Origin of the sequence: Sulfitobacter brevis (assembly GCF_900112755.1) — a bacterium.
Classification (GTDB): domain Bacteria; phylum Pseudomonadota; class Alphaproteobacteria; order Rhodobacterales; family Rhodobacteraceae; genus Sulfitobacter; species Sulfitobacter brevis.
Genome location: NZ_FOMW01000003.1, coordinates 122,919 through 144,484, shown reverse-complemented (window position 1 = coordinate 144,484; position 21,566 = coordinate 122,919). Strand labels below are relative to the sequence as shown.

The 21,566-nt window shown below is 59.4% G+C and carries 25 protein-coding genes; 8 read left to right on the top strand and 17 right to left on the bottom strand.

What is annotated here, in order from left to right; all coding sequences use genetic code 11:
* Positions 1–146: 146 nt before the first annotated feature.
* Positions 147–1,388, top strand: coding sequence for an MFS transporter (locus tag BM174_RS05110; protein WP_093922767.1), 1,242 nt, complete (start codon positions 147–149; stop codon positions 1,386–1,388).
* 24 nt (positions 1,389–1,412) lie between these two features.
* Here BM174_RS05110 and BM174_RS05105 read toward each other — a convergent pair whose 3' ends face one another.
* The 6 genes from BM174_RS05105 to mbfA form a co-directional block, all read right to left on the bottom strand.
* The gene (locus BM174_RS05105; protein ID WP_093922766.1) at positions 1,413–2,333 is read right to left on the bottom strand and encodes an ornithine cyclodeaminase family protein; all 921 of its coding nucleotides are present in this window, start codon (positions 2,331–2,333) and stop codon (positions 1,413–1,415) included.
* Positions 2,330–2,950, bottom strand: coding sequence for an HAD family hydrolase (locus tag BM174_RS05100; protein ID WP_093922765.1), 621 nt, complete (start codon positions 2,948–2,950; stop codon positions 2,330–2,332). The genes BM174_RS05105 and BM174_RS05100 overlap by 4 nt, the downstream gene beginning before the upstream one ends.
* 69 nt (positions 2,951–3,019) lie before the next feature.
* Positions 3,020–3,472, bottom strand: coding sequence for a YaiI/YqxD family protein (locus BM174_RS05095; RefSeq protein WP_093922764.1), 453 nt, complete (start codon positions 3,470–3,472; stop codon positions 3,020–3,022).
* The gene (fghA, locus tag BM174_RS05090; protein ID WP_093922763.1) at positions 3,469–4,302 is read right to left on the bottom strand and encodes an S-formylglutathione hydrolase; all 834 of its coding nucleotides are present in this window, start codon (positions 4,300–4,302) and stop codon (positions 3,469–3,471) included. The genes BM174_RS05095 and fghA overlap by 4 nt, the downstream gene beginning before the upstream one ends.
* Before the next feature lie 26 nt (positions 4,303–4,328).
* Positions 4,329–5,258 carry an AEC family transporter gene (locus BM174_RS05085; RefSeq protein WP_093922762.1) on the bottom strand — a complete coding sequence of 310 codons (930 nt, stop codon included), beginning with the start codon at positions 5,256–5,258 and terminating at the stop codon, positions 4,329–4,331.
* 82 nt (positions 5,259–5,340) lie between these two features.
* A complete protein-coding gene (mbfA, locus tag BM174_RS05080; RefSeq protein WP_093922761.1) occupies positions 5,341–6,315 on the bottom strand; it encodes an iron exporter MbfA in 975 nt (324 codons plus the stop codon).
* Between the two features lie 144 nt (positions 6,316–6,459).
* On the opposite strand from mbfA, the gene BM174_RS05075 reads away from it, so the two are divergent.
* A complete protein-coding gene (locus BM174_RS05075; RefSeq protein WP_245766272.1) occupies positions 6,460–7,077 on the top strand; it encodes a TetR/AcrR family transcriptional regulator in 618 nt (205 codons plus the stop codon).
* Positions 7,074–7,364, top strand: coding sequence for an I78 family peptidase inhibitor (locus BM174_RS05070; RefSeq protein WP_093922759.1), 291 nt, complete (start codon positions 7,074–7,076; stop codon positions 7,362–7,364). The genes BM174_RS05075 and BM174_RS05070 overlap by 4 nt, the downstream gene beginning before the upstream one ends.
* A gap of 40 nt (positions 7,365–7,404) precedes the next feature.
* Here the strand turns inward: BM174_RS05070 and paaK are convergent, their stop codons facing one another.
* The gene (paaK, locus tag BM174_RS05065; RefSeq protein ID WP_093922758.1) at positions 7,405–8,715 is read right to left on the bottom strand and encodes a phenylacetate--CoA ligase PaaK; all 1,311 of its coding nucleotides are present in this window, start codon (positions 8,713–8,715) and stop codon (positions 7,405–7,407) included.
* Complete coding sequence (paaI, locus tag BM174_RS05060; RefSeq protein WP_093922757.1) at positions 8,712–9,152, bottom strand: hydroxyphenylacetyl-CoA thioesterase PaaI; 441 nt, start codon at positions 9,150–9,152, stop codon at positions 8,712–8,714. Before paaI ends, paaK begins: the two co-directional genes overlap by 4 nt.
* A gap of 115 nt (positions 9,153–9,267) precedes the next feature.
* Here paaI and BM174_RS05055 point away from each other — a divergent pair, with 115 nt between their 5' ends.
* Positions 9,268–9,618, top strand: a complete 351-nt coding sequence (locus BM174_RS05055) for a DUF2794 domain-containing protein (protein WP_093922933.1) — start codon at positions 9,268–9,270, stop codon at positions 9,616–9,618.
* A 35-nt stretch (positions 9,619–9,653) separates the two neighbouring features.
* Here the strand turns inward: BM174_RS05055 and BM174_RS05050 are convergent, their stop codons facing one another.
* From BM174_RS05050 to BM174_RS05040, 3 genes are all read right to left on the bottom strand, one after another.
* Positions 9,654–10,427, bottom strand: coding sequence for a C40 family peptidase (locus BM174_RS05050; protein ID WP_093922756.1), 774 nt, complete (start codon positions 10,425–10,427; stop codon positions 9,654–9,656).
* Positions 10,424–11,806, bottom strand: coding sequence for a leucyl aminopeptidase family protein (locus BM174_RS05045; RefSeq protein WP_093922755.1), 1,383 nt, complete (start codon positions 11,804–11,806; stop codon positions 10,424–10,426). The genes BM174_RS05050 and BM174_RS05045 overlap by 4 nt, the downstream gene beginning before the upstream one ends.
* Positions 11,807–11,871: 65 nt before the next feature.
* The gene (locus tag BM174_RS05040; protein WP_093922754.1) at positions 11,872–12,249 is read right to left on the bottom strand and encodes a hypothetical protein; all 378 of its coding nucleotides are present in this window, start codon (positions 12,247–12,249) and stop codon (positions 11,872–11,874) included.
* 149 nt (positions 12,250–12,398) lie between these two features.
* Here BM174_RS05040 and BM174_RS05035 point away from each other — a divergent pair, with 149 nt between their 5' ends.
* The gene (locus tag BM174_RS05035; RefSeq protein WP_093922753.1) at positions 12,399–13,049 is read left to right on the top strand and encodes a carbonic anhydrase; all 651 of its coding nucleotides are present in this window, start codon (positions 12,399–12,401) and stop codon (positions 13,047–13,049) included.
* Positions 13,050–13,159: 110 nt separating this feature from the next.
* Here the strand turns inward: BM174_RS05035 and BM174_RS05030 are convergent, their stop codons facing one another.
* The 5 genes from BM174_RS05030 to BM174_RS05010 all read right to left on the bottom strand — a co-directional run bounded on the left by BM174_RS05030 (position 13,160) and on the right by BM174_RS05010 (position 17,338).
* Positions 13,160–14,182: an aspartate-semialdehyde dehydrogenase gene (locus BM174_RS05030; protein ID WP_093922752.1), complete on the bottom strand. Its 1,023-nt coding sequence runs from the start codon at positions 14,180–14,182 to the stop codon at positions 13,160–13,162.
* A 74-nt stretch (positions 14,183–14,256) separates the two neighbouring features.
* On the bottom strand, positions 14,257–15,435 hold the full coding sequence (locus BM174_RS05025; RefSeq protein WP_093922751.1) for an MFS transporter: 1,179 nt from the start codon (positions 15,433–15,435) through the stop codon (positions 14,257–14,259).
* On the bottom strand, positions 15,432–16,208 hold the full coding sequence (locus BM174_RS05020; protein ID WP_093922750.1) for an HpcH/HpaI aldolase family protein: 777 nt from the start codon (positions 16,206–16,208) through the stop codon (positions 15,432–15,434). The genes BM174_RS05025 and BM174_RS05020 overlap by 4 nt, the downstream gene beginning before the upstream one ends.
* 163 nt (positions 16,209–16,371) lie before the next feature.
* A complete protein-coding gene (locus tag BM174_RS05015) occupies positions 16,372–17,046 on the bottom strand; it encodes a winged helix-turn-helix domain-containing protein (protein ID WP_093922749.1) in 675 nt (224 codons plus the stop codon).
* A gap of 1 nt (position 17,047) precedes the next feature.
* A complete protein-coding gene (locus BM174_RS05010) occupies positions 17,048–17,338 on the bottom strand; it encodes a hypothetical protein (RefSeq protein ID WP_093922748.1) in 291 nt (96 codons plus the stop codon).
* Positions 17,339–17,561: 223 nt separating this feature from the next.
* Between BM174_RS05010 and BM174_RS05005 the strand changes: the two genes are divergently transcribed.
* The 3 genes from BM174_RS05005 (at position 17,562) to BM174_RS04995 (ending at position 20,182) form a co-directional block, all read left to right on the top strand.
* Entirely contained in the window at positions 17,562–18,170 is a 609-nt protein-coding gene (locus tag BM174_RS05005; RefSeq protein ID WP_093922747.1) for a hypothetical protein, read from the top strand.
* Between the two features lie 189 nt (positions 18,171–18,359).
* Complete coding sequence (locus BM174_RS05000) at positions 18,360–18,977, top strand: ribonuclease HII (protein ID WP_093922746.1); 618 nt, start codon at positions 18,360–18,362, stop codon at positions 18,975–18,977.
* 104 nt (positions 18,978–19,081) lie between these two features.
* Positions 19,082–20,182 (top strand): site-specific DNA-methyltransferase, encoded by a 1,101-nt coding sequence (locus BM174_RS04995; protein ID WP_093922745.1) that lies wholly within the window; start codon positions 19,082–19,084, stop codon positions 20,180–20,182.
* Between the two features lie 217 nt (positions 20,183–20,399).
* On the opposite strand, the gene BM174_RS04990 is transcribed toward BM174_RS04995, so the two are convergent.
* Positions 20,400–21,551, bottom strand: coding sequence for an alkane 1-monooxygenase (locus BM174_RS04990; RefSeq protein ID WP_093922744.1), 1,152 nt, complete (start codon positions 21,549–21,551; stop codon positions 20,400–20,402).
* Positions 21,552–21,566 lie beyond the last annotated feature (15 nt).

Sequence of the window (21,566 nt, the reverse complement as noted above, 5' to 3'; positions counted from 1 at the left end):
AAAGTAGCACAAGGCCGGTTGTCGATCACGCGGCGGCGCACAGGCGGCAACACATCACGTTTCGCCATATAGGTCCGCACGAAAGCTGAATTGACGCTGGCGGCAACTCTTCTAAAGATGTTGGCGATCATCCGAACGGAGCCCGCATGACAGATCGCACCCCGCTTTTCACGCCCGTCCTGATCGTGGGCTGCGTTATCATCATGGTCAGCTTCGCGGTCCGCGCCTCATTTGGTGTGTTCCAAATCCCGATTGCCGAAGAATTCGGTTGGCTGCGCAGCGAGTTCAGTCTTGCCATCGCGCTGCAAAACCTCGCTTGGGGGATCGGACAACCGATATTCGGGGCCATTGCCGAAAAGATTGGTGACCGCAAAGCCATCATCATCGGCGCGGTGGTCTATGCGTTGGGGCTGATGCTCTCGGCCAATTCTTCGACCCCGATCGAACACCAAACTTATGCGTGGCTGGTCGGTTTCGGCATCGCAGGCACCGGATTTGGCGTGATCCTGGCCGTTGTAGGGCGGGCCTCGTCCAGCGAAAATCGCTCCATGTCGCTGGCGATTGCCACGGCTGCGGGCAGCGCGGGGCAGGTCTTTGGTGCGCCAGCGGCGGAATGGATGCTGAGCTTTTTAAGCTGGCAGACCACCTTCATGGTGTTTGCTGGCGTCATCTTGTCAATGATACTGACACTGCCGTTGATGCGCGCACCAGCGATGGCCAGCAAGGCCGAGCTTGAGGAAACATTGGGCCAGATACTGGTCAAAGCGTTTCGCGACCCGTCCTACACGCTGATCTTTCTCGGGTTCTTCTCCTGCGGCTATCAACTTGCGTTTATCACGGCGCATTTTCCGGCCTTCGTGACTGAAATGTGTGGCCCTATTCTCGCAGGCGGGGTGCTGCATAACATCGGCATTACCACGACTTCTGCGCTCGGCGCTGTGGCGATATCGCTGATCGGGTTGGCGAATATTGCAGGCACGCTGGCGGCAGGCTGGGCAGGCAAGCGGTTCTCGAAAAAGTACCTGCTGGCGGGCATTTACACAGGCCGCACGGTGATTGCAGCGCTGTTCATCATGTTCCCGATCACGCCGGTCACCGTGATCCTTTTCTCGGTGGCGATGGGGTCACTTTGGTTGGCCACAGTGCCGCTGACCTCGGGGCTGGTCGCGCATATCTACGGGTTGCGCTACATGGGCACGCTCTACGGGATCGTGTTTTTCTCCCACCAGTTGGGCAGCTTTTTAGGCGTTTGGCTGGGCGGGCGGATGTATGATGCCTATGGCAACTATACCGCTGTTAGGTGGATCGGGGTCGCTGTCGGCGCGTTTAGCGCGATTGTGCACCTGCCGATCCGCGAGCGGCGGCTGGAAGGGTTGGTCACTGCCTGAGCCGCGCCGCTCAGGCAGAAATTCCTACGCCCGCGTTTTCCAGCGGTCGAGAATATAGCGGCTGGTCATCAGATCCAGATGGGCGCCGCCACCGTTCTTGAACAGGGTGATCTCGTCATCGCTGCGACGGGTGAACCGGTCGAGGCCATAGTAGTCGGCGATCAGGTGGTCGCGGGTGATGGTACCGGCCGACAGCGGAATTTCGATTTCACCGATATGGCCGAGAGTCGTATCAAAGCTATCGACAAATACCCGGGCGCGCAGCAGAGCTTTGTCATCAACCTCGCGCATATCAGGGCGGTAGGCGCCGATCAGATCGATATGCTGTCCCGCCTGAAGCCAGTCGCCTTTGATCAGCGGTGTGGTCGACATGGTGGCGCTGGTGACGATATCGGCTTTGCGCACTGCCTCTTCCAGATCATCCGCTACGGTCAAATCGGACAGTTCTTGCGCCATCGCGTCGGCATTGGCGCGGGTGCGGTTCCAAACGGTAAAGCGCGCCTGCGGAAACGCAGCGCTATAGGCGGCGTGCAGAGCGCGCCCCTGATTGCCCGCCCCGACGATCAGAATATTCTCACTGTCGGGCCGCGCCAGACGCCGCGCGGCAAGCAAACTGTCGCCCGCAGTCTTCCATTTGGTGACGAGGTGGAAGTCCACAATTGCCTCAAGCAGCCCGTTGCCGTCGGCATAAAGGTTAAGCCCGCCGTTCACCATCGGCGTGCCTTTGGCGGGATTTTCGGGGAAAATCGTTGCAGATTTTACCGCGATCCCGAGGCCGTCAATCCATGCCGCGCGGTTCAGCAAGGTGTCTTTGCCGCGGTACAAGAATGTATCGGCTATTTCGGCGCGGGGCATGCTGTGGCCCGCAGCCAAAGCGTCGGTTAGCCCGATCCAATCGAGCAGCGCGTTGCCCTCGTCGAAGGGGATGAAGGGAATGGTGCTCATACGGCCTCGCTTGGGTCTAGCAGGCCCTCAGTGACCAGACGGTCTGCCCAGCCTTGCGGCCCTGTGAAGTGATGGGTGTGCCAGCCGCGTTTGGCAGCGGCGGCGATGTTGTCGGCGCGGTCGTCGGTGAAGATCAGTGCTTCGGGGGCGACGCCGCAATCGGCTTCAAGTGCGGCAAAGATCGCCGGATCGGGCTTGATCACTCCCATATGGCCGGAGATGTAATCGCGGTCGAATGCGCGCAAAAAGGGGTAGTGCGTGGCGGCGTGATCGTAGCTCTGAATGCCAAAGTTTGTCAGGGAAAAGACCAGCACGCCGCGTGCCTGCAGGGCCCGCATCAAGCGCACGGAATGGCTGATTTCGGGGGCCGCCATATCGATCCAGCGGTCATGCCACAGGCGGATTTCATCGGCCCAGTCCGGCGTTGCCTCGGCCACCGCATAGATTGTGTCTCTGAAGTGCTCTCCGCTGTCGACGCGGTCGTTCATCGCGTGCAGGTCCACGGCGGCAAACATTGCGCGGCGGCGGTCAGGGCCGATCTGCGCGTCGTAAAACCGCTCGGGATTCCATTCGATCAATACATTGCCGATATCGAAAATGACGGCTTCGGGTTTCATCTTTCAACCTTTTTAACACGTGCGACCCTGCGCAATTCGCGTCGGTCTGCCAGCTTGCCACAAAATCAACTAAACGCGCGCTGCTGCCCGCAATTCCCGCTCCAGTGCTTCCAGAAAGCGGGACCGGTCGGCCTTTGTAAACCCCTTGCCGCCGCCCTGCCGGAACGGATCGGCGGCGCGCAGATCGGTCATCAGATCGCGGGTCGCGAGGACGTTGCCGATATTGGCTTGGGTCAGGGCTTCGCCATTGTGTTTGAGCACCCGCGCGCCTGCTTCGACACAGCGCGCGGCCAGTGGAATGTCGCCCGTCACCACCACATCGCCGGGACCGCAGCGCTCGGCGATCCACATGTCGGCCACGTCGGGGCCATCAGCCACAATCACCGTTTCCACCAGCGGGTTCTGCGAGGGTCGCAGTCCGCCGTTGGAGACCACGAACATGGCGACCTTATGGCGGGTTGCGACACGCTCGGCCTCGGCTTTCACGGGGCAGGCGTCAGCGTCGATGTAGAGCGCGGTCACAGTGCGTAGAGCGCATCGGCATGGAAGGCCACGTGGTCTTCCATGAAGGTAGCGACGAAGAAATAGCTGTGATCATAGCCCGGTTGCATCCGGAAGGTCGCGGGCTGGCGGCGGGTGGCGATGGCAGCAGCAAGCGCTTCGGGCTTCAGCAGGTCGAGAAACTGGTCGCCGGTGCCTTGGTCGATCAGCACCGGTCCGTCGAAGCCCTTTTCGGCCATCATGACGGTGGCGTCGTGGCGCTGCCATGTGGTCTCGTCCGCGCCCAGATAGGCGGTGAGTTGTTTGCGGCCCCAGTCACTGGCGGAGGGGTTGGTAATCGGCGCGAAGGCCGAAACCGAGCGGTACTGCTCGGGCAGGTTCATCGCCAATGTGAGCGCGCCGTGCCCGCCCATCGAATGGCCGGTGATGCCTTGGCGGGTCATATCGACAGAGAAGTTCTCGCCGATCAGTGCAGGCAATTCGGTGGCGATATAGTCCCACATGTTGAAATGCGGCTTCCATGGGTCTTGCGTTGCGTTCAAGTAAAAACCGGCACCTTTGCCGAGGTCATAGGCCTCGTCGTCGGCCACGTCTTCGCCGCGCGGCGAGGTATCGGGAAAGACCAGCGCGATCCCGTGTTCGGCGGCCCAGACCTGCGCCCCGCTTTTGGTCATCGCGTTCTCATGCGTGCAGGTCAGGCCCGACAAATACCACAGCACCGGCACCGGCCCGTCGCGGGCCTCCTCGGGCAGGAACAGGCCAAATGTCATCTCACAGCCACAGGTAACGGACGTATGGGAATACACCCCTTGGGTGCCGCCAAAACAGGCATTTTCCGAGACAGTTTTCATTGTAAGTTCCTTATTAACCGGAGGAATTAAAGCGCAGAGACCCAAGCAACCACAAGGCTGACCGTGACAATGCTAAACGCGGTGGAGACGAGGATGGCGGCAGAAACCCGTTGCGGCGCGACACCGTAGTGTTGGGCCAGCATATAGACATTGCCCGCCACAGGGAGCGCCGCAGTAGCAATGATCACGCCAGCTTTGTAGGGATCGACGCCAAATAGAACCAGCGCTCCGATAGCGACGAAAAGCGGATGCAGCACCAGTTTGCAAAAGCTGAGCCAGCCGGCGATGTGCAGGCGTTCGGCCGATTTGGAGGCCAGCGAGGCCCCAATCGCAAACAGCGCACCGGGCGTTGCCGCCCCGCCCAAAATGGCGAGGAAATCGTTCATTGGATCAGGGATCGGGATGCGGAGCCCCGACCAGACAAACCCCAGTACGATGGCAACAATCATCGGGTTTTTCACCAGGCCCAGTCCGATGGTGCGCAGGGTTCGCAAGCTCATCTGGCCATCGCGTGCGCCGGTGATCAGAATCACGATCAAGCTGGAAAACACGATCATATCAATGGTCAAAGCGATCAACACCGGCCCGATGGCTTGCGCGCCCAAAAGCAGGGTCAGCATCGGCACGCCCAAAAACCCGGTGTTGCCGATGGCAGCACATTGCGCCTCGATCGCGTTGGTCTGCACGTCTAACCCCCGCAGGAAACCGACGAGGCTAGCGATGCCATATACGGCCAATGTGCCCCAGAGATATGCCACAACCAATCGCGTATCCCAAACCTCGGCCAGTGACAGATTGGCGGAAAAACGGAAAAGCATCGCCGAGAGGGCAAAGTAGAAAACGAATTTGGTCAGATAGGCAGTGGCTTCTTGCGTGAAAAAGCGCGTGCGCCCCGCCCAATAGCCAACGGCGATCAATGCAAAGAACGGCAGGGTTTTCAGGAAGATCGCCAGCATGGCAAAGGGATAGACAGCCCGCAGCGCCAGCGCAACCTTTCGCGCAGCGCGGAGGCGCTATTATCCTATGCAGGGCGGCTTTTTAACCCGATCCGATCAAAACACCGGCGCCGAAAACCAAAGCGCCGCCCAGCACCACCTGCAAGGCGGCGCGGAAAAATGGCGTATCCATAAACTTATTCTGGATCCATGCAATCGCCCAAAGTTCGACAAAAACCACCACAATGGCAATCATCGTTGCGGTCCAGAAATCGGTGATTAGATAGGGCAGCGCATGGCCGAGCCCGCCCAGAGTGGTCATGATCCCCGAGGCAAATCCGCGTTTTGTGGGCGAGCCACGGCCCGAAAGCTCCCCGTCGTCGGAGGCGGCTTCGGTAAAGCCCATCGAAATCCCCGCCCCGACGGAAGCCGCGAGCCCGACCAGAAACGTTGTCCAGGTGTCATGAGTGGCGAAGGCAGTAGCGAAAATCGGTGCCAGCGTCGAGACCGAGCCATCCATCAGTCCCGCCAACCCCGGTTGGACCCACGTCAGGATGAACTGGCGGTGCGCGCGGCTGTCTTCATCGGCCAGCGTGTCGGGGTCGAGATGGGTTTTCGACAGATTTTCGGCAGCAGATTGGTGCCCCGCTTCGGCGGCGGCGAGGTCCCCGAGAAGTTTGCGGGTATCGGCATCGGTGGTGCGGGCGGCGGCGGCGAGATAGAAATGCTCCGCGTCATGCTCCATCGCGGCTGCTTCGGCGCGGATACGCTCCAGCCCGAGATTCTGGGTCAGCCAAACCGGGCGGCGGGCATAATAGCCCGAGACATGTTCGCGCCGGATCAGGGGAATCGTCGGGCCAAACCTTTTGACATGCAGGTCGATCAACCGTTTGCGATGCTCGTCTTCTTCGGCGGCCATGCCATCGAAAATTGCGGCGGTGTCGGGAAATTCAGCGCGCAGGCTCTCGGCATAGCCGCGATAGATTTGCGCGTCGTCCTCCTCGGAGGAAATGGCCAGCGCCAGAACTTGTTGTTCGGTCAGATCGCGGAAGCGTTTGCGGTTGAGCGAGAAGCGCATGGGAAGATCCTCGGTATAGTTTAGAATGATTCTAATGTTTAATTTGCACAACGGCAACTGCCCATCGGCCAAAGCGGTTCCGATTAGGGCTTGGAACTGAACGATACGGTTTATACCCTGACGCACAGTATGCCGGAGGGCTTGATGATCGCGACAGCACAAAAAGTCCGCAAGGGCCGCAAATACGACCAAGTGCTTGAAGGCGCGCGCACTGTTTTCATGGCAGACGGGTTTGAAGGCGCCAGCGTTGACGAGATATCGAAGGTGGCTGCGGTGTCCAAGGCGACGCTTTACAGCTATTTCCCTGACAAACGGCTGTTGTTTATGGAAGTGGCGAATGCAGAATGCCAGCGTCAGTCACGTGAAGCGCTTGATACGATCCAGATGGATGCGCCGCCACACGAGGTGCTCAAACAGTCGGGCATGCATTTTTTGCGGTTTCTGACCTCGACCTTCGCGCAACAGGTTTTCCGGATATGTGTGGCCGAATCGGACCGTTTCCCCGAGTTGGGCCAGCGGTTTTATACCTCCGGTCCTGCAATGATGCAGGCCGAATTGATCGGCTATTTCGAGCAGGCCGAGGCACGGGGCGAGCTGCTGATTACCGACAAGCGGCTGGCGGCGGACCAGTTTATGGAGCTTTGCAAAGCCGACGTCTGGCCGCGTTTGATGTTCGGGGTCAGCAAGTCGGTGTCGGAGCCAGAAATCGAGCGTGTCGTGGATGGCGCGGTGGAGACTTTCATGGCAAGGTACGGCGTATGAAACATACCCTGATCCCGAGCCTGCTGCTGAGCTTTGCCTTGTCTGCCTGCGCGCCCGTTGCGCCGGATGCTCCGCCAGCGCCACCCGCAGCACCGACGCCAAACGACACCTGCAACGCAGCGGGATATGCCAGCCTTATCGGCAAAGATGCCCCCAACGCGCTGATCGTGCCGGAACCCAAGCGGATGTACCGGATCGGTGATCCGGTGACGCTGGATTTCAATCCTGCACGGGTGAATGTGCAGCTTGACCAGACCGATGTGATTGCCGCAATCACCTGCGGTTAAGGCAGGATGTCGGGGGCGATGCCCCCAAACGATCTGCGCTTTAGCTTTTAGGGCGGTTGTCCACAATCCGCACCGCTTTGCCTTCGGAGCGGACGACGCCGCCGACATCGGCTACATCCACAACCACAGAAATTCCGACCGTCTGTTTGATTTGGGCCGAGAGCGCTTTGGCGGCAGCGGCGCGGGTATCGCCCGTGACCGAGCCATCGGCGCATTCACATAGGACCCGCATCTGGTCCATCCGGCCACTGCGCGTGAGCTCAATCTGGAAATGCGGGGCAAGTCCTGCGGTCGCCATCAAAGCTTCTTCGATCTGGGTCGGGAAGACGTTGACGCCGCGCAGGATGATCATGTCGTCACTGCGCCCCGTGACCTTCTCCATCCGCCGCATCGACCGCGCGGTGCCCGCCAACAGACGCGTCAGATCGCGGGTGCGGTAGCGGATAATCGGAAAGGCTTCTTTGGTGAGCGAGGTAAAGACAAGCTCGCCCTGCGCGCCGTCGGCCACAGGCTCGCCCGTCGCGGGATTGACGATTTCAGGATAGAAGTGATCTTCCCAAATGTGCAGCCCGTCCTTGCTTTCCACACATTCCATTGAAACGCCGGGTCCCATAACCTCGCTGAGGCCGTAGATATCGACGGCATGCATGTCGAACGCCTGCTCGATTTCGAGCCGCATCGCGTTGGTCCATGGCTCGGCGCCAAAAATGCCGACCTCAAGCGAGCAGTCGCGCGGATCAAGGCCTTGCGCGGCGAATTCATCCAAGATCGACAAGGCATAGGAGGGAGTGACGGTGATGCCTTTAGGTTTGAAATCTTCAATCAACCGGACCTGCCGCGGGGTCATGCCGCCAGAAATTGGATAGGTTGAAAGCCCCAGCGCATCGGCGCCAAGGTGAATGCCCAAACCGCCCGTAAAAAGCCCATAACCATAAGCGTTATGCAGCATGTCACCGGGGCGCATGCCCGCCGCGCGCAGCGACCTCGCCACGACGGAACCCCAGTTTTCCAGATCTTTCTTGGTGTAGCCGACCACCGTTGGCTGACCGGTGGTGCCCGAGGAGGCGTGGATGCGTGCCACCTGTTCGCGTGGCACGGCGAACATGCCGAAGGGATAATTGTCGCGCAGGTCGGTTTTGACAGTGAAGGGGAATTTCGCGAGGTCCGACAGCGACTTCAGGTCGTCGGGATGTACGCCCGCATCGTCAAAGCTTTTGCGGTAGAAGGGCACGTTGTCATAGGCATGGCGCAGCGACCATTTCAGACGCTCGGTTTGCAGGGCGGTGATTTCGTCGCGGCTGGCAATTTCGATCGGGTCGAGGCTGCTCTGGTCGGGTGTCAGGTCTTTCATGTCTCAAGGTCCTCCTCGGGGAAATGCTGGCCTTTGATGCTCCGTGATAGCCCTCGAAACAGGGCCACTACACGCCCGTCCTCTCCGGTGACAGTGACATCATAAATGCCAGAGCGTCCGCTGCGGGATGTCTCAACCGCTGTTGCCTTGAGCAACTCTGCGGCACGGCCCGGCGCGAGATAGGTGATCTGGTTTTGCTGGGCGACCGTATTCTGGTTGTAGCTGTTGCAGGCAAAGGCGAAGGCGCTATCGGCGAGTGTGAAGATAAAGCCGCCGTGGCAGATGCCGTGACCGTTGAGCATCGCGGGTCCGACCCGCATTGTCAGCGTCGCGGCGCCGGGAGCAATATGGGTGATTTGCATGCCCAGACCAGCCGAGGCGGTATCCCGAGAGAACATCAATTCGGCACATTTGCGGGCGCGGTCTTGGGGCGTCATGAGGCACTCTTATGTTTCAATTTTTTGGAAGATTACATGAAACTGTAACGCTTTCAATAAATTTTGCTGCGGCTGGAGACTTGATTTGGCGCCGGATCAGCGCAACTGTCAAATCATGACAATCCACACAGATCCCGCTGTCACCCCCTTTGAGCGCGCGCCCGAGCAGGTTGCTTTTCACCGCACCGAATTGTCGGTTATTTTGTCACTCTACGGGCGCATGGTTGCAGCCGGAGAATGGCGGGATTACAGAATCTCGTGTTTGCGCGAGGTGGCAGTATTCTCGGTCTTCCGGCGCACGGCCGAGATACCGCTTTACCGGATTGAAAAACGGCCCAGGCTGCGGAGCAAGCAGGGCATGTATGCGGTGATGGGTACCGGCGGGCAGGTGTTGCGCCGAGGCCATGATTTGAAAGCCGTGTTGCGGGTTTTGGAGCGCAAATTGATACGGGCGGTCGACGACTGAGCGGTCTGTGTCGGAAATTTCCGGTCAAAAATAAGTTAAAAGCGGCGATGGGCAGTGACCGAACCTTCGCCTTGCGCGGCAATGCGGTTGATCGCGGCGGTGAGAGGCTCATAGGCGACCGACATGCTGTGCCCGTTGGCGTGTAAAATTGTGTCGGGGTCGCTGACGATGGCGACGTGACCTTTCCAGAAGATTAAATCGTTGCGTTGGTAGGGGCCTACGGCGGGATTGCAGATTGCCGATTGGATATCGCTGTCGGCAGGGCAGGGAATGCCGCATGCCAGAAGTGCGGCTTGGACCAAACCCGAGCAATCAATGCCCCAGCGGCTGTTGCCGCCCCAGAGGTATGGGGTGCCGAGGAAGAGAGCGGCGACGGCTGCGGGGTCCGAAGCATAGGTGCCCTGCGGAGCCAAATGAGTGAGCGGCACAAATCCGGCGCTGGTTTCGGCGAAATTGCCAGTCGTTGCAGTGACGCAAAGCAAGCTGCCGAAGCTGAGGCTGGTCTGGTCAGGTGACTTGATGTTTGGCTCTGCATAAACATGTGTTGCGGGGGCGCTGACGCGGTGGGTTGCCGCATCTGCTGCGCTGATCGCAGTGGTCTGGACAAAGCCGCAGTAGCCGTCCTTGTCGGCTTGGACGTAGGTCCAGCCGTCAGTTGTATTCAGGACTGTGACGATTTCGCCAAACAGCAACTGCCGGTCTCGGGGGCCAGCGGGGCTGCGGCGCAGGTCGCAAACGGGTGTCGCGATCTGTGCCGTGGTTTTTTCGGTAATCAAGGCCGGATCAGGAGTAAGGCGCCGATCGGTCATTGGTTTGCCAAGGTTGCAAGTGTTGCGAGCAAGGCCCGCGTGGCTTGACCTGCCCCGCCTTTGGCGCGTGCGGGCGCATCTTTGGGTTGCCAGCCGTAGATATCGAAATGGGCATAGCGGCTGTCGGAGACAAAACGGCGCAGGAACAGCGCGGCGGTGATCGAGCCTGCAAAGCCGCCTGCAGGCGCGTTATCCAGATCAGCGATACCGGGTTCGATCATCGGCTCGTAAGGGGTGTGGAAGGGCATCCGCCAAACCGGATCGGCTTGGTCGCGGCCCGCGTTTTCAAGCGCAGAAATGAATGTCTCATCATCACTGTAATAAGGGGCCAAATCGGGGCCGACTGCGACGCGGGCAGCACCCGTGAGCGTGGCCATCGAAATGATGTGATCCGCTCCATCTTCGTCAGCGAGCGCCAAGGCGTCAGCCAGCACAAGGCGGCCTTCGGCATCGGTGTTGTTGATCTCGACGGTCAGGCCCTTGCGCGAGGTCAGGATGTCTTGCGGTCTGAACGCATTGCCAGCGACCGAGTTTTCCACGGCGGGGATCAGCACGCGCAGCTGGATTTTTATCTGCGTTGCCATGACCATATGGGCTAGACCCAGCACCGCAGCTGCTCCGCCCATATCTTTTTTCATCAACCCCATGGAGGCTGCCGGTTTCAAATCTAACCCGCCGGTATCAAAACAAACGCCTTTCCCGACGAGAGTAATCTTAGGGCCGGCATTGCCCCAAGACATGTCAATCAGCCGCGGCGCGCGGTCAGCAGCGCGCCCGACAGCGTGAATCATCGGGAAATTTTGCTCCAGAAGGGCATCGCCGGTAATTACCTCGATCGTTGCATCATGCCGCTGTGCGAGGTCGCGGGCAGCCTGTTCCAACTCGGGCGGGCCCATGTCGGCGGCGGGTGTGTTAATTAGGTCGCGCGTGAGCCATTCGCCCTCAACCTGTGCCTCAATGCGCGGCGCATCGACGCCTTCGGGCGCAATCAGGGCAGCCCGCAATGGCGACTGTTTTCGGTAGCGATCAAACCGGTAGGCCGATAGGAGCCAGCCAAGAGCCTCGATGCTGCGTGCCTCTTCCGGCAAACCCGATACGATGCGATATGTGCCCTGCGGCAGTTTCGCTGCAGCGGCCGCGAGATGAAACCGCCCGCGTGCACGGGTGGCTTTAGTGCCATAGCCCGCGAGAGCCACCGATGGCCGCCCGTTTTCGTCTGCCAGAGTGACTGCTTGGCCAATTGCACCGGTAAAGCCTTGAGAATCAATCCAATTAGCGATCCGTTCCGGTTGATCCTGCGACCAGTCTTTTAGCCCATCCTCGCTGATCACATGCAAGGGAATGGAAGGGGTGGCGGGGTCGGCAAATGTTGCGGGCATGGGGCGCTTTCCGGTCTGATGGCGAATGCCCGCAGACTAGATGAAACAGCGGTGCCCGCAAGCGATCAGATGCTCACGTCCGAGGTCTCCCAGATGGCAGCCAGCGATCTCTCTCCGATGCGGATCAACCGCGAAAGCGTTGCGGCCACCGCGATCTGGTCCTCGGCATCCAGACAGTGGGTCACGTCGCGCGCCACCCGTGCAACCGAATACATACCGATCTGTTCGGCAATCGCGATGAGCGAGCGCGTATTCTTGCGCAAATCCACCCATTCGCGGCCGCAATAAAGCCGGTCACATTGCGCCATGCGCAGGGCCAGTTCCTCCATCGCGCGACACACGACATCTTCCGCCCCCGCTTCCCCAAGCTGGGCGTAAAGCACGCCAAGCTGATCGGGATTGACGTCGACCTGCTCGGTCGGTCGAATTTGTAGTACCTGCATCAAGTTTTACCCTTTCCCGGCCCCCACGCCTTGGCTGCACACTGGCCCCAAGGTGTAACGAAATGATTGAGAGCCAAACGTATTATCCCTCGAATTATCGGGGAATTTGGGATATCCCGAAGGCTATCAACCGATAGGACTGAACTGACATGGACAATGCCAAACCCCTGCCAAACTACTTGGTGCAGCGATATCATGGTTGGAAGGCGACCGGGTATGCGGAAAACCAGTCATGGTACCGCCGCCTTGCCTCCGATGGCCAACACCCGCGCGCGATGGTGATCTCGTGCTGCGACAGCCGCGTCCATGTCACCTCGATTTTCGGGGCGGATCAGGGCGAATTCTTTATTCACCGCAATATCGCCAATCTGGTGCCGCCCTACCAACCTGACGGTGCCCAGCACGGGACCTCGGCTGCGGTGGAATATGCGGTGCGGGCGCTTAAAGTGGCGCATTTAATTGTGCTCGGACACTCAAACTGCGGCGGGGTGCAGGGCTGTATCAACATGTGTCAGGGCAAAGCCCCCGATCTGGATGCCAAAGATAGCTTCGTGGGCCGCTGGATGGACCTGTTGCGCCCGAAATACGAGGTCGTGGCGGATATCGCGGATGCCGACGAACAGCAGCGCCAGCTCGAGAAACACGCGGTGATGACCTCGCTCGAAAACCTGATGACCTTCCCGTGGATCGGCGAGAAGGTATCAGCGGGCGAATTGACCCTGCACGGCCTTTGGACCGATATCGGCGAAGGCGGGCTGGAATACTACAATACCGAGAAAGAGCTGTTTATGCCGGTTTAGCGCAGCCAACCTCCCGAGCCCAAAAATGCGCAGGGGCTTGTGTTTTCGACATCAGCTCAAACGAAAAAGGCCGCCCCGAGGGGCGGCCTTAATTCAAGTATAATGGCTGATCAGCCCTTCTTGAGGCACTCGCGCCCCAGAAGCTCGGCGATCTGTACCGCGTTCAGGGCAGCACCCTTGCGCAGGTTATCACTCACACACCACAGGTTCAGACCGTTATCGATGGTGCTGTCCTGACGGATCCGGCTGATGAATGTCGCGAAATCGCCGACACATTCAATCGGCGTGACATAGCCACCGTCTTCGCGCTTATCGATCACCATGATGCCGGGTGCTTCGCGCAGAATGTCGCGGGCTTCGGCTTCGTCGAGGTGGTCTTCAAACTCGATGTTGATCGCTTCGGAGTGGCCGACAAATACCGGCACCCGCACGCAAGTCGCCGTAACCTTGATCGAGGTGTCGATAATCTTTTTGGTCTCGGCGACCATCTTCCACTCTTCTTTGGTCGAGCCGTCTTCCATGAAGACGTCGATATGCGGAATAACGTTGAAGGCGATCTGCTTGGTGAACTTCTTGGCGGGCTTGTCGTCGGTCGGGTTGTAGATCGACTTGGTCTGGTCCCAAAGCTCGTCCATGCCATCCTTGCCCGCGCCTGACACCGATTGATAGGTGCTGACGACGACGCGCTTGATGGTGGCGCGGTCGTGCAAAGGCTTCAACGCCACAACCATCTGCGCGGTAGAGCAGTTCGGGTTGGCGATGATGTTTTTCTTGGAATAGCCATGCACCGCCTGCGGGTTAACCTCAGGCACGATCAGCGGGACGTCCGGATCATAGCGGTACAGGGACGAGTTATCGATGACCACGCAGCCTGCCTTCGCAGCGGAGGGGGCGTACTTTTTGGTGGCCTCGGAGCCAACAGCAAACAGCGCCATATCCCAGCCCTTGAAATCAAAGCTATCAAGGTCTTTGCATTTGAGCGTTCGGTCACCAAAGCTGACTTCCGTACCCAGCGAGCGGCGGCTGGCTAAGGCGACGATTTCGTCCACGGGGAACTGGCGCTCGGCCAGAATGTTCAGCATTTCGCGGCCCACATTACCTGTGGCGCCCACGACGGCGACGCGATAACCCATCTGAATTCTCCAATATTGATGTGTGATGGTCCGCGCCCTTTAACGCGCCAGCGCCCCCAAGGGAAGGGGCGCAATCACTGCCGCGCGCTGTCGCGGCTAAAGAGATAGATAACAAAGCCTACGACAAGACAGGCGGTGAACAGGATGAACACCGCGCGGAACGGCATTTCGACCGCGGCGGCGGGCAGGCCAGCCGTATAAACCCGCCCTGACAGAAACTGCAAAACCCCGACGCCGCCAATGCTGAAGAGATTGAGCATCGTCACGCCGCGCCCGATCAGATGCGGCGGCAGAAAGCTGCGGCCATGGGCCATGATCACCGGATAGGAGGCGCCGAAAAAGCCGATGGCACAGAGCATTGCTACGGACAGGGTCAGCGAGGTTGCGGGATAGACGATCAATACTGCCGCTGCGATCAGGGTCAGCGCCGTGCCGCCTGCGATCATCCATTTGCGCGAGCCCAGCATCCGGTCCAGCGGCCCGTAAGCCAGTGTGCCCGCGATCATCGCCAGCCCCATCATCAATGTGGCGAAACCGATTGTGCTGACATTGGCATTGAACACGTCGGTGAGGTAAGGCCCGATCCAAAGCCCGCGGGTAGCGCCGGAAATGGCATAGCTGACGCCCATCAGCGGGAAGATGAACCACAGCATCCGCAGTTTGAAAAGCTCTAGCAGCGATCCCTTGGTTTCGCCCTCTACACGCGGTGGATCTTTCACCAAGGCCAGCGTACCAAAGGCAACCAATGCCGAGATGCCACCCAAGCCCCAGAGCGCATTGCGCCAGCCCATCGTCTCGGCGGCGAGGCCCATCGGGTAGGAGGCGACCAGATTGCCGAAACTGCCCAAGCCGACCATCACCGAGGCCAGCACGGCAAATTGCGCAGGCGGGTATTGCCGCGCAAAGATATAGTAGGACGCCATCAGCACCGGCGCACAACCGACCCCGATCAGCGTCATCGCGATTGAGACATGCAGCGCTGTCGTCGCCAAAGCAAAGACCGCCGCCCCACCGCCGCCGCCGATCAACAAAAGCCATCCCGCCGTGCGCCGCGGCCCGATAGAATCAAGCGCGGCTCCAATCGGAATTTGCATTGCGGCAAAGGCGAGGAACCACATGCCCGACGCAAAGGCGAGATCATCGGGCGTGGTGCCCAAGTCATTGGCCAAGAATGGGGAGAGCACCGCAAGGAAGGCGCGGAAGAACTGGCTGAGCACATAGGCCAGCCCCAAAAGCAGGATGCCGGGGGTCATTTCAGGGTGTTCTTCCATTTGGTGGCCAGCGCTTGGGCCGCGTGGCTGAGCAGCAGCACATCGGCCCCAACAGCGACAAATCGTGCGCCCGCCGCGAGGGCCGCTTGGGTCATGATGTCATTGGTAGAAAGGATACCGCCTGCTTTGCCGGAGGCCGCGATTCGTGTCAGCGCATCCATGATCGCGGATTGCACCTCGCCGTGCATGAGGTCGCCCATGTGTCCCATGTCAGCGGCGAGATCGGCAGGGCCGATGAACACGCCGTCCACGCCCTCGACCTTAAGGATGTCATCCAGCGCCGCCAGGCCGCGCAGGCTTTCGACCTGCACGAGCAGGCAAATCTGCGCATCGGCGGTAGTGCCGTAGTCTGCCGTCATAGAGAAACGACCGGCGCGGCTGACAGCATAACCCACACCGCGGTCGCCATGCGGCGGGTAGGTGACATCGCGCACCAACTGTCGGGCCTGATCAGCACTATCGACCATCGGCACCAGAACTGTTTGTGCACCTGCATCAAGGACCTGCTTGATCAGGTAGGTCTCGCCCAAGGGGACGCGCACGACCGCGTGGCTGTTGCTGGCTTCAAGCACCTGCAATTGTGCCGTGATCGAGCGCAGATCGTTCGGGGCGTGTTCGCCGTCAATCACCAGCCAGTCAAACCCTGCGGTACCGACCAGTTCGGTGGTGAGGGTATCGGCGAGGCCGAGCCAGCAGCCAAACAGCGTTTGCCCTTGGGCGAGAGAGTGTTTGAAAGGGTTGAGCGGGGCGGGCATTGGCGGTGTCCTCGGGTTTGGCGTTTGCCGCACCCTAGACGCGAAGTTTGGTGTTTGACCAGAGGTTGGATGCGTATCCGCCACGCAGGGAGAAGGGGGCGCTGCCCCCATCGCGGCAGGCAGCGAGTTCCCCCGGAGTTTAACCTGCCGAATGAAAGGCGGATCAGATGACCTTGATCACGTCTTTGTCGATGGCCAGCATATAGCCGCGACGGGCAATATTTTTGACCAGCAGTTCCGAGACGATCTGGTTGCCCAGCGTGTCGCGCAAACGCTTGATTCGGGTGGCGCCAGCGGCCTCGTCGCAATCGGCGGCGTTGCGGCCCGAGATCATGCCTTCGATTTCAGAGCCGGATAGCACGTCATCATCCATCCGGGCTTCGGCCAGCACGCTCATGGTTTCCATCGCGGCACCGGTGAGCTTGAAGCCGAGGTTGTTGAGGTAGACGGTGTTTTCTTCGCGGCTGATCAGCAGGGAATTGACCTGAATGCCGACGCGTTCAATCTGGGCCATGCGGCGGTTGAAGCCGATCAACATGATTAAAAACACCAGTGCGGCGATCAGCATGGCGGTGGCAAACACCAGCAGCACCGAGATAACAATGCGGTAGCTTGCCAATGTGTCGGAGAAAGCGGTGCCGGATTGTGCGAGGATTTCCAGCAGCTTGATCTCGGAGGCGGAGGTCAGATCATCATTCTCGATGAAGATCCGCTCGACTTGCGCATTGAACAGGTTGCCGTCGGGCAGGGCCCAGAGCAGCACGCCAAGGCCCACGGCCAAGACAACGACGATTGCCGCGAGCCCCCCACCAACAAATCGCCCGCCAAAACGGCGCATGTCAGAAGCGGAGGTAGTTAGGTCCTGCACTGTCTTTCCTCTTTTCCAATCCGTCCTCGCCGAACACCGAGAGGATGTTCAGCAAGGTCCAGCCCTGTTCGGACAGACGTGCTGAAAGCTCGGTCTTGGCAGAGCCGACATCGCAGGTTCCGTCCACTTGAGCCACACCATAGTGCAGCCGGAGCGGGTTGTCCTGCTTGGCTTTATAGTCGGCATAGCAGCTTGCCGCAGCGGCGGGCAGGGCTGAACCGACCATGAGGAAGATAAAAAGGGAGAGAGTTATGTTTTTCATTCGCTAGTCATGCGACCTCTGCCGCTGATATTCAATATCCGTGGGGGCTTGGCCCGCGTGTTATTGGATAACATGTAGGCGTTATTGCCTGTCTGGCGCGATAATCCCAAGTTGGTGGCACGAACGACGAATCCCGAAACTGCCTACCTCGTCTTACTGGATCTGGCGCTGCTGAATGTGGTGCATCACAGGGCCAGCGGGCGCACTAAAGAAAGGACTGTACATGTATCGTAGATTTATTGCCCTTATCGTTGCGGCATCCCTCGCCGTAACTGCCATGGGCGCGGCCCCTGCCTATGCCGGCGATGACGATGATATTGCTAGAACGCTGGCTGTGATCCTTGGTGCCGCTGTGGTGGGCAAGATCATTTACGACAAGAACAAAAGAGAGCGCCAGAAAGTGATCTCGCGCCGTCAGCCGGCCCCGGAGCTTGTGTATGCCCCGCGTCAGCGCATAGAGCCACTCTATTCGGCGCTGCGCCCGCAGGCACGGCCACAGGCCTATGAGGCAGACCGCTACCGCTCTGCCACGCGAGAGGCCTATCAGGGCACTCCACAGGTCGAGGTGCGCCCGTTGCCGCCACAGGTGCAGCCACGCCCGCTGCCTAGCAATGTAGATACCAAAATGCTGCCAGCGGAATGTTTCCGCAGCTACGGCGGTCGCATCGAAAGCCAGCAGGTTTTCCGGTCCGACTGTCTGGAGCGCAGCTATGAGTTTGCAAACCGGATGCCTGCGGGCTGTCTGGTGAGCGTGAATACCGAGCAAGGTCGACAGGACGCCTATGAGGCGCGTTGTCTGCGCGATGCCGGTTACAGCTTGGCGCGCGGGTAAATCCCGCTCGCCTTGACCGGAGGGCACGTCCCTGCCGTCCGGTTCGAAAGGGGGAGATGTTCGGGCATCTCCCCTTTTCTTTTTACGCCAGTGCGATGTCGCATCTGGTGATTGTTCGTAACGAGTAGTTCTATTAGCGAACGGTCCGGACCTTGCGGTTCGGGCCGTTCTGCGGTTTTACATCAAGCTATGTTGATACCCGATTACTCCTTCGAGACCCTGGCGCGAGACAGCGGATACCTGCGGATCGCAGGGGTGGACGAGGTCGGGCGCGGCCCGTTGGCGGGGCCGGTGACGGCGGCGGCTGTGGTCTTGGATCCGGCGCGCATCCCGGAGGGGTTGAACGATTCGAAAAAGCTGACCCCGAAGCGTCGGGCACTGCTGAATGCGCAAATCCTTGAGGTTGCGGAAATCAGCATCGGTCATGCCAGTGTTGAGGAAATCGAAGATATCAACATCCTGCGCGCCAGCCATCTGGCGATGGTACGGGCGCTGGAGGGTCTTTCCGCCCCCCCGGATTATGCCTTGATCGATGGCAATATGGTGCCCCGCGGTCTGGCGCTGCCGACCCGGACGGTGATCGGCGGAGATGCGCGCTGTGTGTCGATTTCAGCGGCCTCAATCGTGGCCAAAATATGTCGAGATTGTGTCATGTTGTCCTTGGCGCAACAGCACCCGGGTTATGGGTGGGAGACCAACATGGGATATGGATCAAAAAGCCACATAGCGGCGCTGCAAAATCTTGGTGTGACCCCACACCATAGACGTTCGTTCAAACCGGTCCACAAGATGTTGTATCAAGATTAAAACCTAATCACTTGATTCAAAAAAGAATTTGACCGCGAATCGCTTCTGAATCATCCTGCTAGACAACCAAGAGCACAAAATGTGCCGGGGACAGAGGCAGAGATATGAAGACCATGACAAAGGGTGCTGCGGCACTTCCCTTGAACGAAATTATTGCGGGCGACTGCATTGATGTGATGAACAGCTTGCCTGAACAGAGCGTCGATCTGATATTCGCTGACCCGCCGTATAACTTGCAATTGCGGGGCGATTTACATCGCCCTGACAACTCGAAAGTCGATGCTGTCGATGACGAGTGGGACCAGTTTGCAAGCTTCAAGGTTTATGACGAATTCACCCGTGCATGGTTGAAAGCAGCGCGCCGCTTGCTCAAACCGAATGGGGCGATTTGGGTGATCGGCAGCTACCACAATATTTTCCGCGTTGGCTCTGCTTTGCAGGATCAGGGCTACTGGATTTTGAATGACGTAGTGTGGCGCAAGTCGAACCCGATGCCGAACTTCCGTGGCAAACGCCTGACCAATGCCCATGAGACGATGATCTGGGCGGGCAAGGACGAGAATGCGAAATACACCTTTAACTATGAGGCGCTGAAGGCGTTGAATGAGGGCATCCAGATGCGCTCTGACTGGGTGCTGCCGATCTGCACCGGCCATGAGCGCCTGAAGAATGAGGACGGTGATAAGGCACATCCGACGCAAAAGCCCGAATCGCTGTTGCACCGTGTGCTGGTCGGGTCGACCAATCCCGGCGATGTGGTCTTGGACCCGTTCTTCGGGACAGGCACCACAGGCGCGGTTGCCAAGATGCTCGGCCGTGATTTCATCGGGATCGAGCGTGAGGAAGCTTATCGCAAGGTTGCAACAAAACGCATCGACGCGGTGCGCCGCTATGACCGCGATGCCTTGCAAACCACGACATCCAAGCGCGCTGAACCGCGCGTGCCCTTTGGCCAGTTGGTCGAGCGCGGCATGCTGCGTCCGGGCGAGCAGTTGTATTCCCTCAACGGGCGTCACACTGCCAAGGTGCGGGCCGATGGCACGCTGATTGGCAGCGATGTTAAGGGATCGATCCACCAGGTTGGTGCGGCCTATGAAAAGGCGCCAAGCTGTAATGGCTGGACCTATTGGTGCTTCAAGCGCGAGGGCAAGACTGTGCCCATCGACATCCTGCGCCAGCAGATCCGCGCCGAGATGGCCAACTGACCTCTTAGCGGGATTTCCCCTCTAGTTTTTCGAACACCGCCGGTGCCCGACTGGTCCTCTTGAGGAGGGCCGCTTTGTCAGGGCGCTCACCTTGGCCCCGCCTTTTGGCGGGGCTTTTTTGGTTGCCGAAGAGGGTAGGATGCAATCTGCGAGGCAGCACCTAAATGCACCTGCGGGGCGCTCCGCAGGGAGTTTAGCCAGCCAAATGAAGGGAGGGCTAGCGCGGCAGCGGGGTCGTGCCTTTGTTATAAGCAGCCCAGTCGGTGATCTCCGGATAGTACATGTCGCGCCATTTCTTGACCCGTGGGTTCATGATCCGACGCCAGAGCGGCGGGACCATGGCGGCCATCGTCATCACCGGATAGCCATAGGGTAGTTGTGGCGCCTCGCTTGCGCCATAGGTTTGCAAAACCGGAAAGCGGCGGTCGGGTTTGTAGTGGTGGTCGGAGTGGCGTTGCAGGTTTATCAGCAGCCAGTTGGAGGCGCGATGCGCAGCGTTCCATGAGTGGCGGGGCGCCACATGTTCGTATTTGCCATTCCCGAGGTGCTTGCGTGTCAGCCCGTAGTGTTCGATGTAATTGACCAATTCAAGCTGCCAGATCGCAGTGCTTGCTTGCACCAGAAACAGGCCCAGCCCCGCCCAGCCGCCCAACAGCAGCGCGATCAGCAGAAACCCTGTTTGCAGCGCCCAGTAGCGCCAGAACGGGTTGGACAGATCAGTCCAAGGCAAATCCTTGCGGGCCAGCATCTGCTTTTCGGCACGGAAGGCGGATTTAAGCGATTGGCGCAGCACGCGCGGGTAAAAGCGGTGGAAACCTTCGTTGTAATGGGCGGTGACGGTATCGCGCGGTGTCGCGACATAGCGGTGGTGCACCAGCAAGTGTTCTGAGCGGAAGTGCGAATAGAGCACCATTGCGAGCAGGACATCCGCGAGCCAACGTTCAACTTTGTTTTTCTGATGCATCAACTCGTGGCTGTAGTTGATCCCGATGGTGCCGGTGATAACGCCGACACCGAAGAACAGGAAAATCCGCTCGGCGGTGCCGAGGTGGTCGGCGCGTGGCACATACCACAGCAGGGCGAATACTGTGATGGTTTGGGCGGGTACCCAGATGAGCGTCACAAGCCGGTACCAGAACAGATCCTCATCGGTCGCTTCGGTATCGCCGTTGTCGAGGTTGAGGCCAAGGGCCGCATCCAGAGCGGTAAACAGATACCATGTCACCAGCGGCAGCAGCGCGATGGTCCAACCCCCATTGAAGGCCGCGACCCAGACCAGCGGGATCAGCGCCAGCGACAGCCAGAACGGCAGCGCGCGGGTGAGTTTGGCCAGATCGGCGGCGGGGATGATATGGTTGGATGCAGTCATGATATGCGCTCTCGG

Excerpts from the sequence above, each read along its gene's own strand:
- BM174_RS05110 (WP_093922767.1), top strand. The coding sequence starts at position 147 with ATGACAGATCGCACCCCGCTTTTCACGCCCGTCCTGATCGTGGGCTGC.
- BM174_RS05105 (WP_093922766.1), bottom strand. The coding sequence starts at position 2,333 with ATGAGCACCATTCCCTTCATCCCCTTCGACGAGGGCAACGCGCTGCTC.
- BM174_RS05100 (WP_093922765.1), bottom strand. The coding sequence starts at position 2,950 with ATGAAACCCGAAGCCGTCATTTTCGATATCGGCAATGTATTGATCGAA.
- fghA (WP_093922763.1), bottom strand. The coding sequence starts at position 4,302 with ATGAAAACTGTCTCGGAAAATGCCTGTTTTGGCGGCACCCAAGGGGTG.
- BM174_RS05085 (WP_093922762.1), bottom strand. The coding sequence starts at position 5,258 with ATGCTGGCGATCTTCCTGAAAACCCTGCCGTTCTTTGCATTGATCGCC.
- mbfA (WP_093922761.1), bottom strand. The coding sequence starts at position 6,315 with ATGCGCTTCTCGCTCAACCGCAAACGCTTCCGCGATCTGACCGAACAA.
- BM174_RS05075 (WP_245766272.1), top strand. The coding sequence starts at position 6,460 with ATGATCGCGACAGCACAAAAAGTCCGCAAGGGCCGCAAATACGACCAA.
- BM174_RS05070 (WP_093922759.1), top strand. The coding sequence starts at position 7,074 with ATGAAACATACCCTGATCCCGAGCCTGCTGCTGAGCTTTGCCTTGTCT.
- paaK (WP_093922758.1), bottom strand. The coding sequence starts at position 8,715 with ATGAAAGACCTGACACCCGACCAGAGCAGCCTCGACCCGATCGAAATT.
- paaI (WP_093922757.1), bottom strand. The coding sequence starts at position 9,152 with ATGACGCCCCAAGACCGCGCCCGCAAATGTGCCGAATTGATGTTCTCT.
- BM174_RS05055 (WP_093922933.1), top strand. The coding sequence starts at position 9,268 with ATGACAATCCACACAGATCCCGCTGTCACCCCCTTTGAGCGCGCGCCC.
- BM174_RS05050 (WP_093922756.1), bottom strand. The coding sequence starts at position 10,427 with ATGACCGATCGGCGCCTTACTCCTGATCCGGCCTTGATTACCGAAAAA.
- BM174_RS05045 (WP_093922755.1), bottom strand. The coding sequence starts at position 11,806 with ATGCCCGCAACATTTGCCGACCCCGCCACCCCTTCCATTCCCTTGCAT.
- BM174_RS05040 (WP_093922754.1), bottom strand. The coding sequence starts at position 12,249 with ATGCAGGTACTACAAATTCGACCGACCGAGCAGGTCGACGTCAATCCC.
- BM174_RS05035 (WP_093922753.1), top strand. The coding sequence starts at position 12,399 with ATGGACAATGCCAAACCCCTGCCAAACTACTTGGTGCAGCGATATCAT.
- BM174_RS05030 (WP_093922752.1), bottom strand. The coding sequence starts at position 14,182 with ATGGGTTATCGCGTCGCCGTCGTGGGCGCCACAGGTAATGTGGGCCGC.
- BM174_RS05025 (WP_093922751.1), bottom strand. The coding sequence starts at position 15,435 with ATGACCCCCGGCATCCTGCTTTTGGGGCTGGCCTATGTGCTCAGCCAG.
- BM174_RS05020 (WP_093922750.1), bottom strand. The coding sequence starts at position 16,208 with ATGCCCGCCCCGCTCAACCCTTTCAAACACTCTCTCGCCCAAGGGCAA.
- BM174_RS05015 (WP_093922749.1), bottom strand. The coding sequence starts at position 17,046 with ATGCGCCGTTTTGGCGGGCGATTTGTTGGTGGGGGGCTCGCGGCAATC.
- BM174_RS05010 (WP_093922748.1), bottom strand. The coding sequence starts at position 17,338 with ATGAAAAACATAACTCTCTCCCTTTTTATCTTCCTCATGGTCGGTTCA.
- BM174_RS05005 (WP_093922747.1), top strand. The coding sequence starts at position 17,562 with ATGTATCGTAGATTTATTGCCCTTATCGTTGCGGCATCCCTCGCCGTA.
- BM174_RS05000 (WP_093922746.1), top strand. The coding sequence starts at position 18,360 with ATGTTGATACCCGATTACTCCTTCGAGACCCTGGCGCGAGACAGCGGA.
- BM174_RS04995 (WP_093922745.1), top strand. The coding sequence starts at position 19,082 with ATGAAGACCATGACAAAGGGTGCTGCGGCACTTCCCTTGAACGAAATT.
- BM174_RS04990 (WP_093922744.1), bottom strand. The coding sequence starts at position 21,551 with ATGACTGCATCCAACCATATCATCCCCGCCGCCGATCTGGCCAAACTC.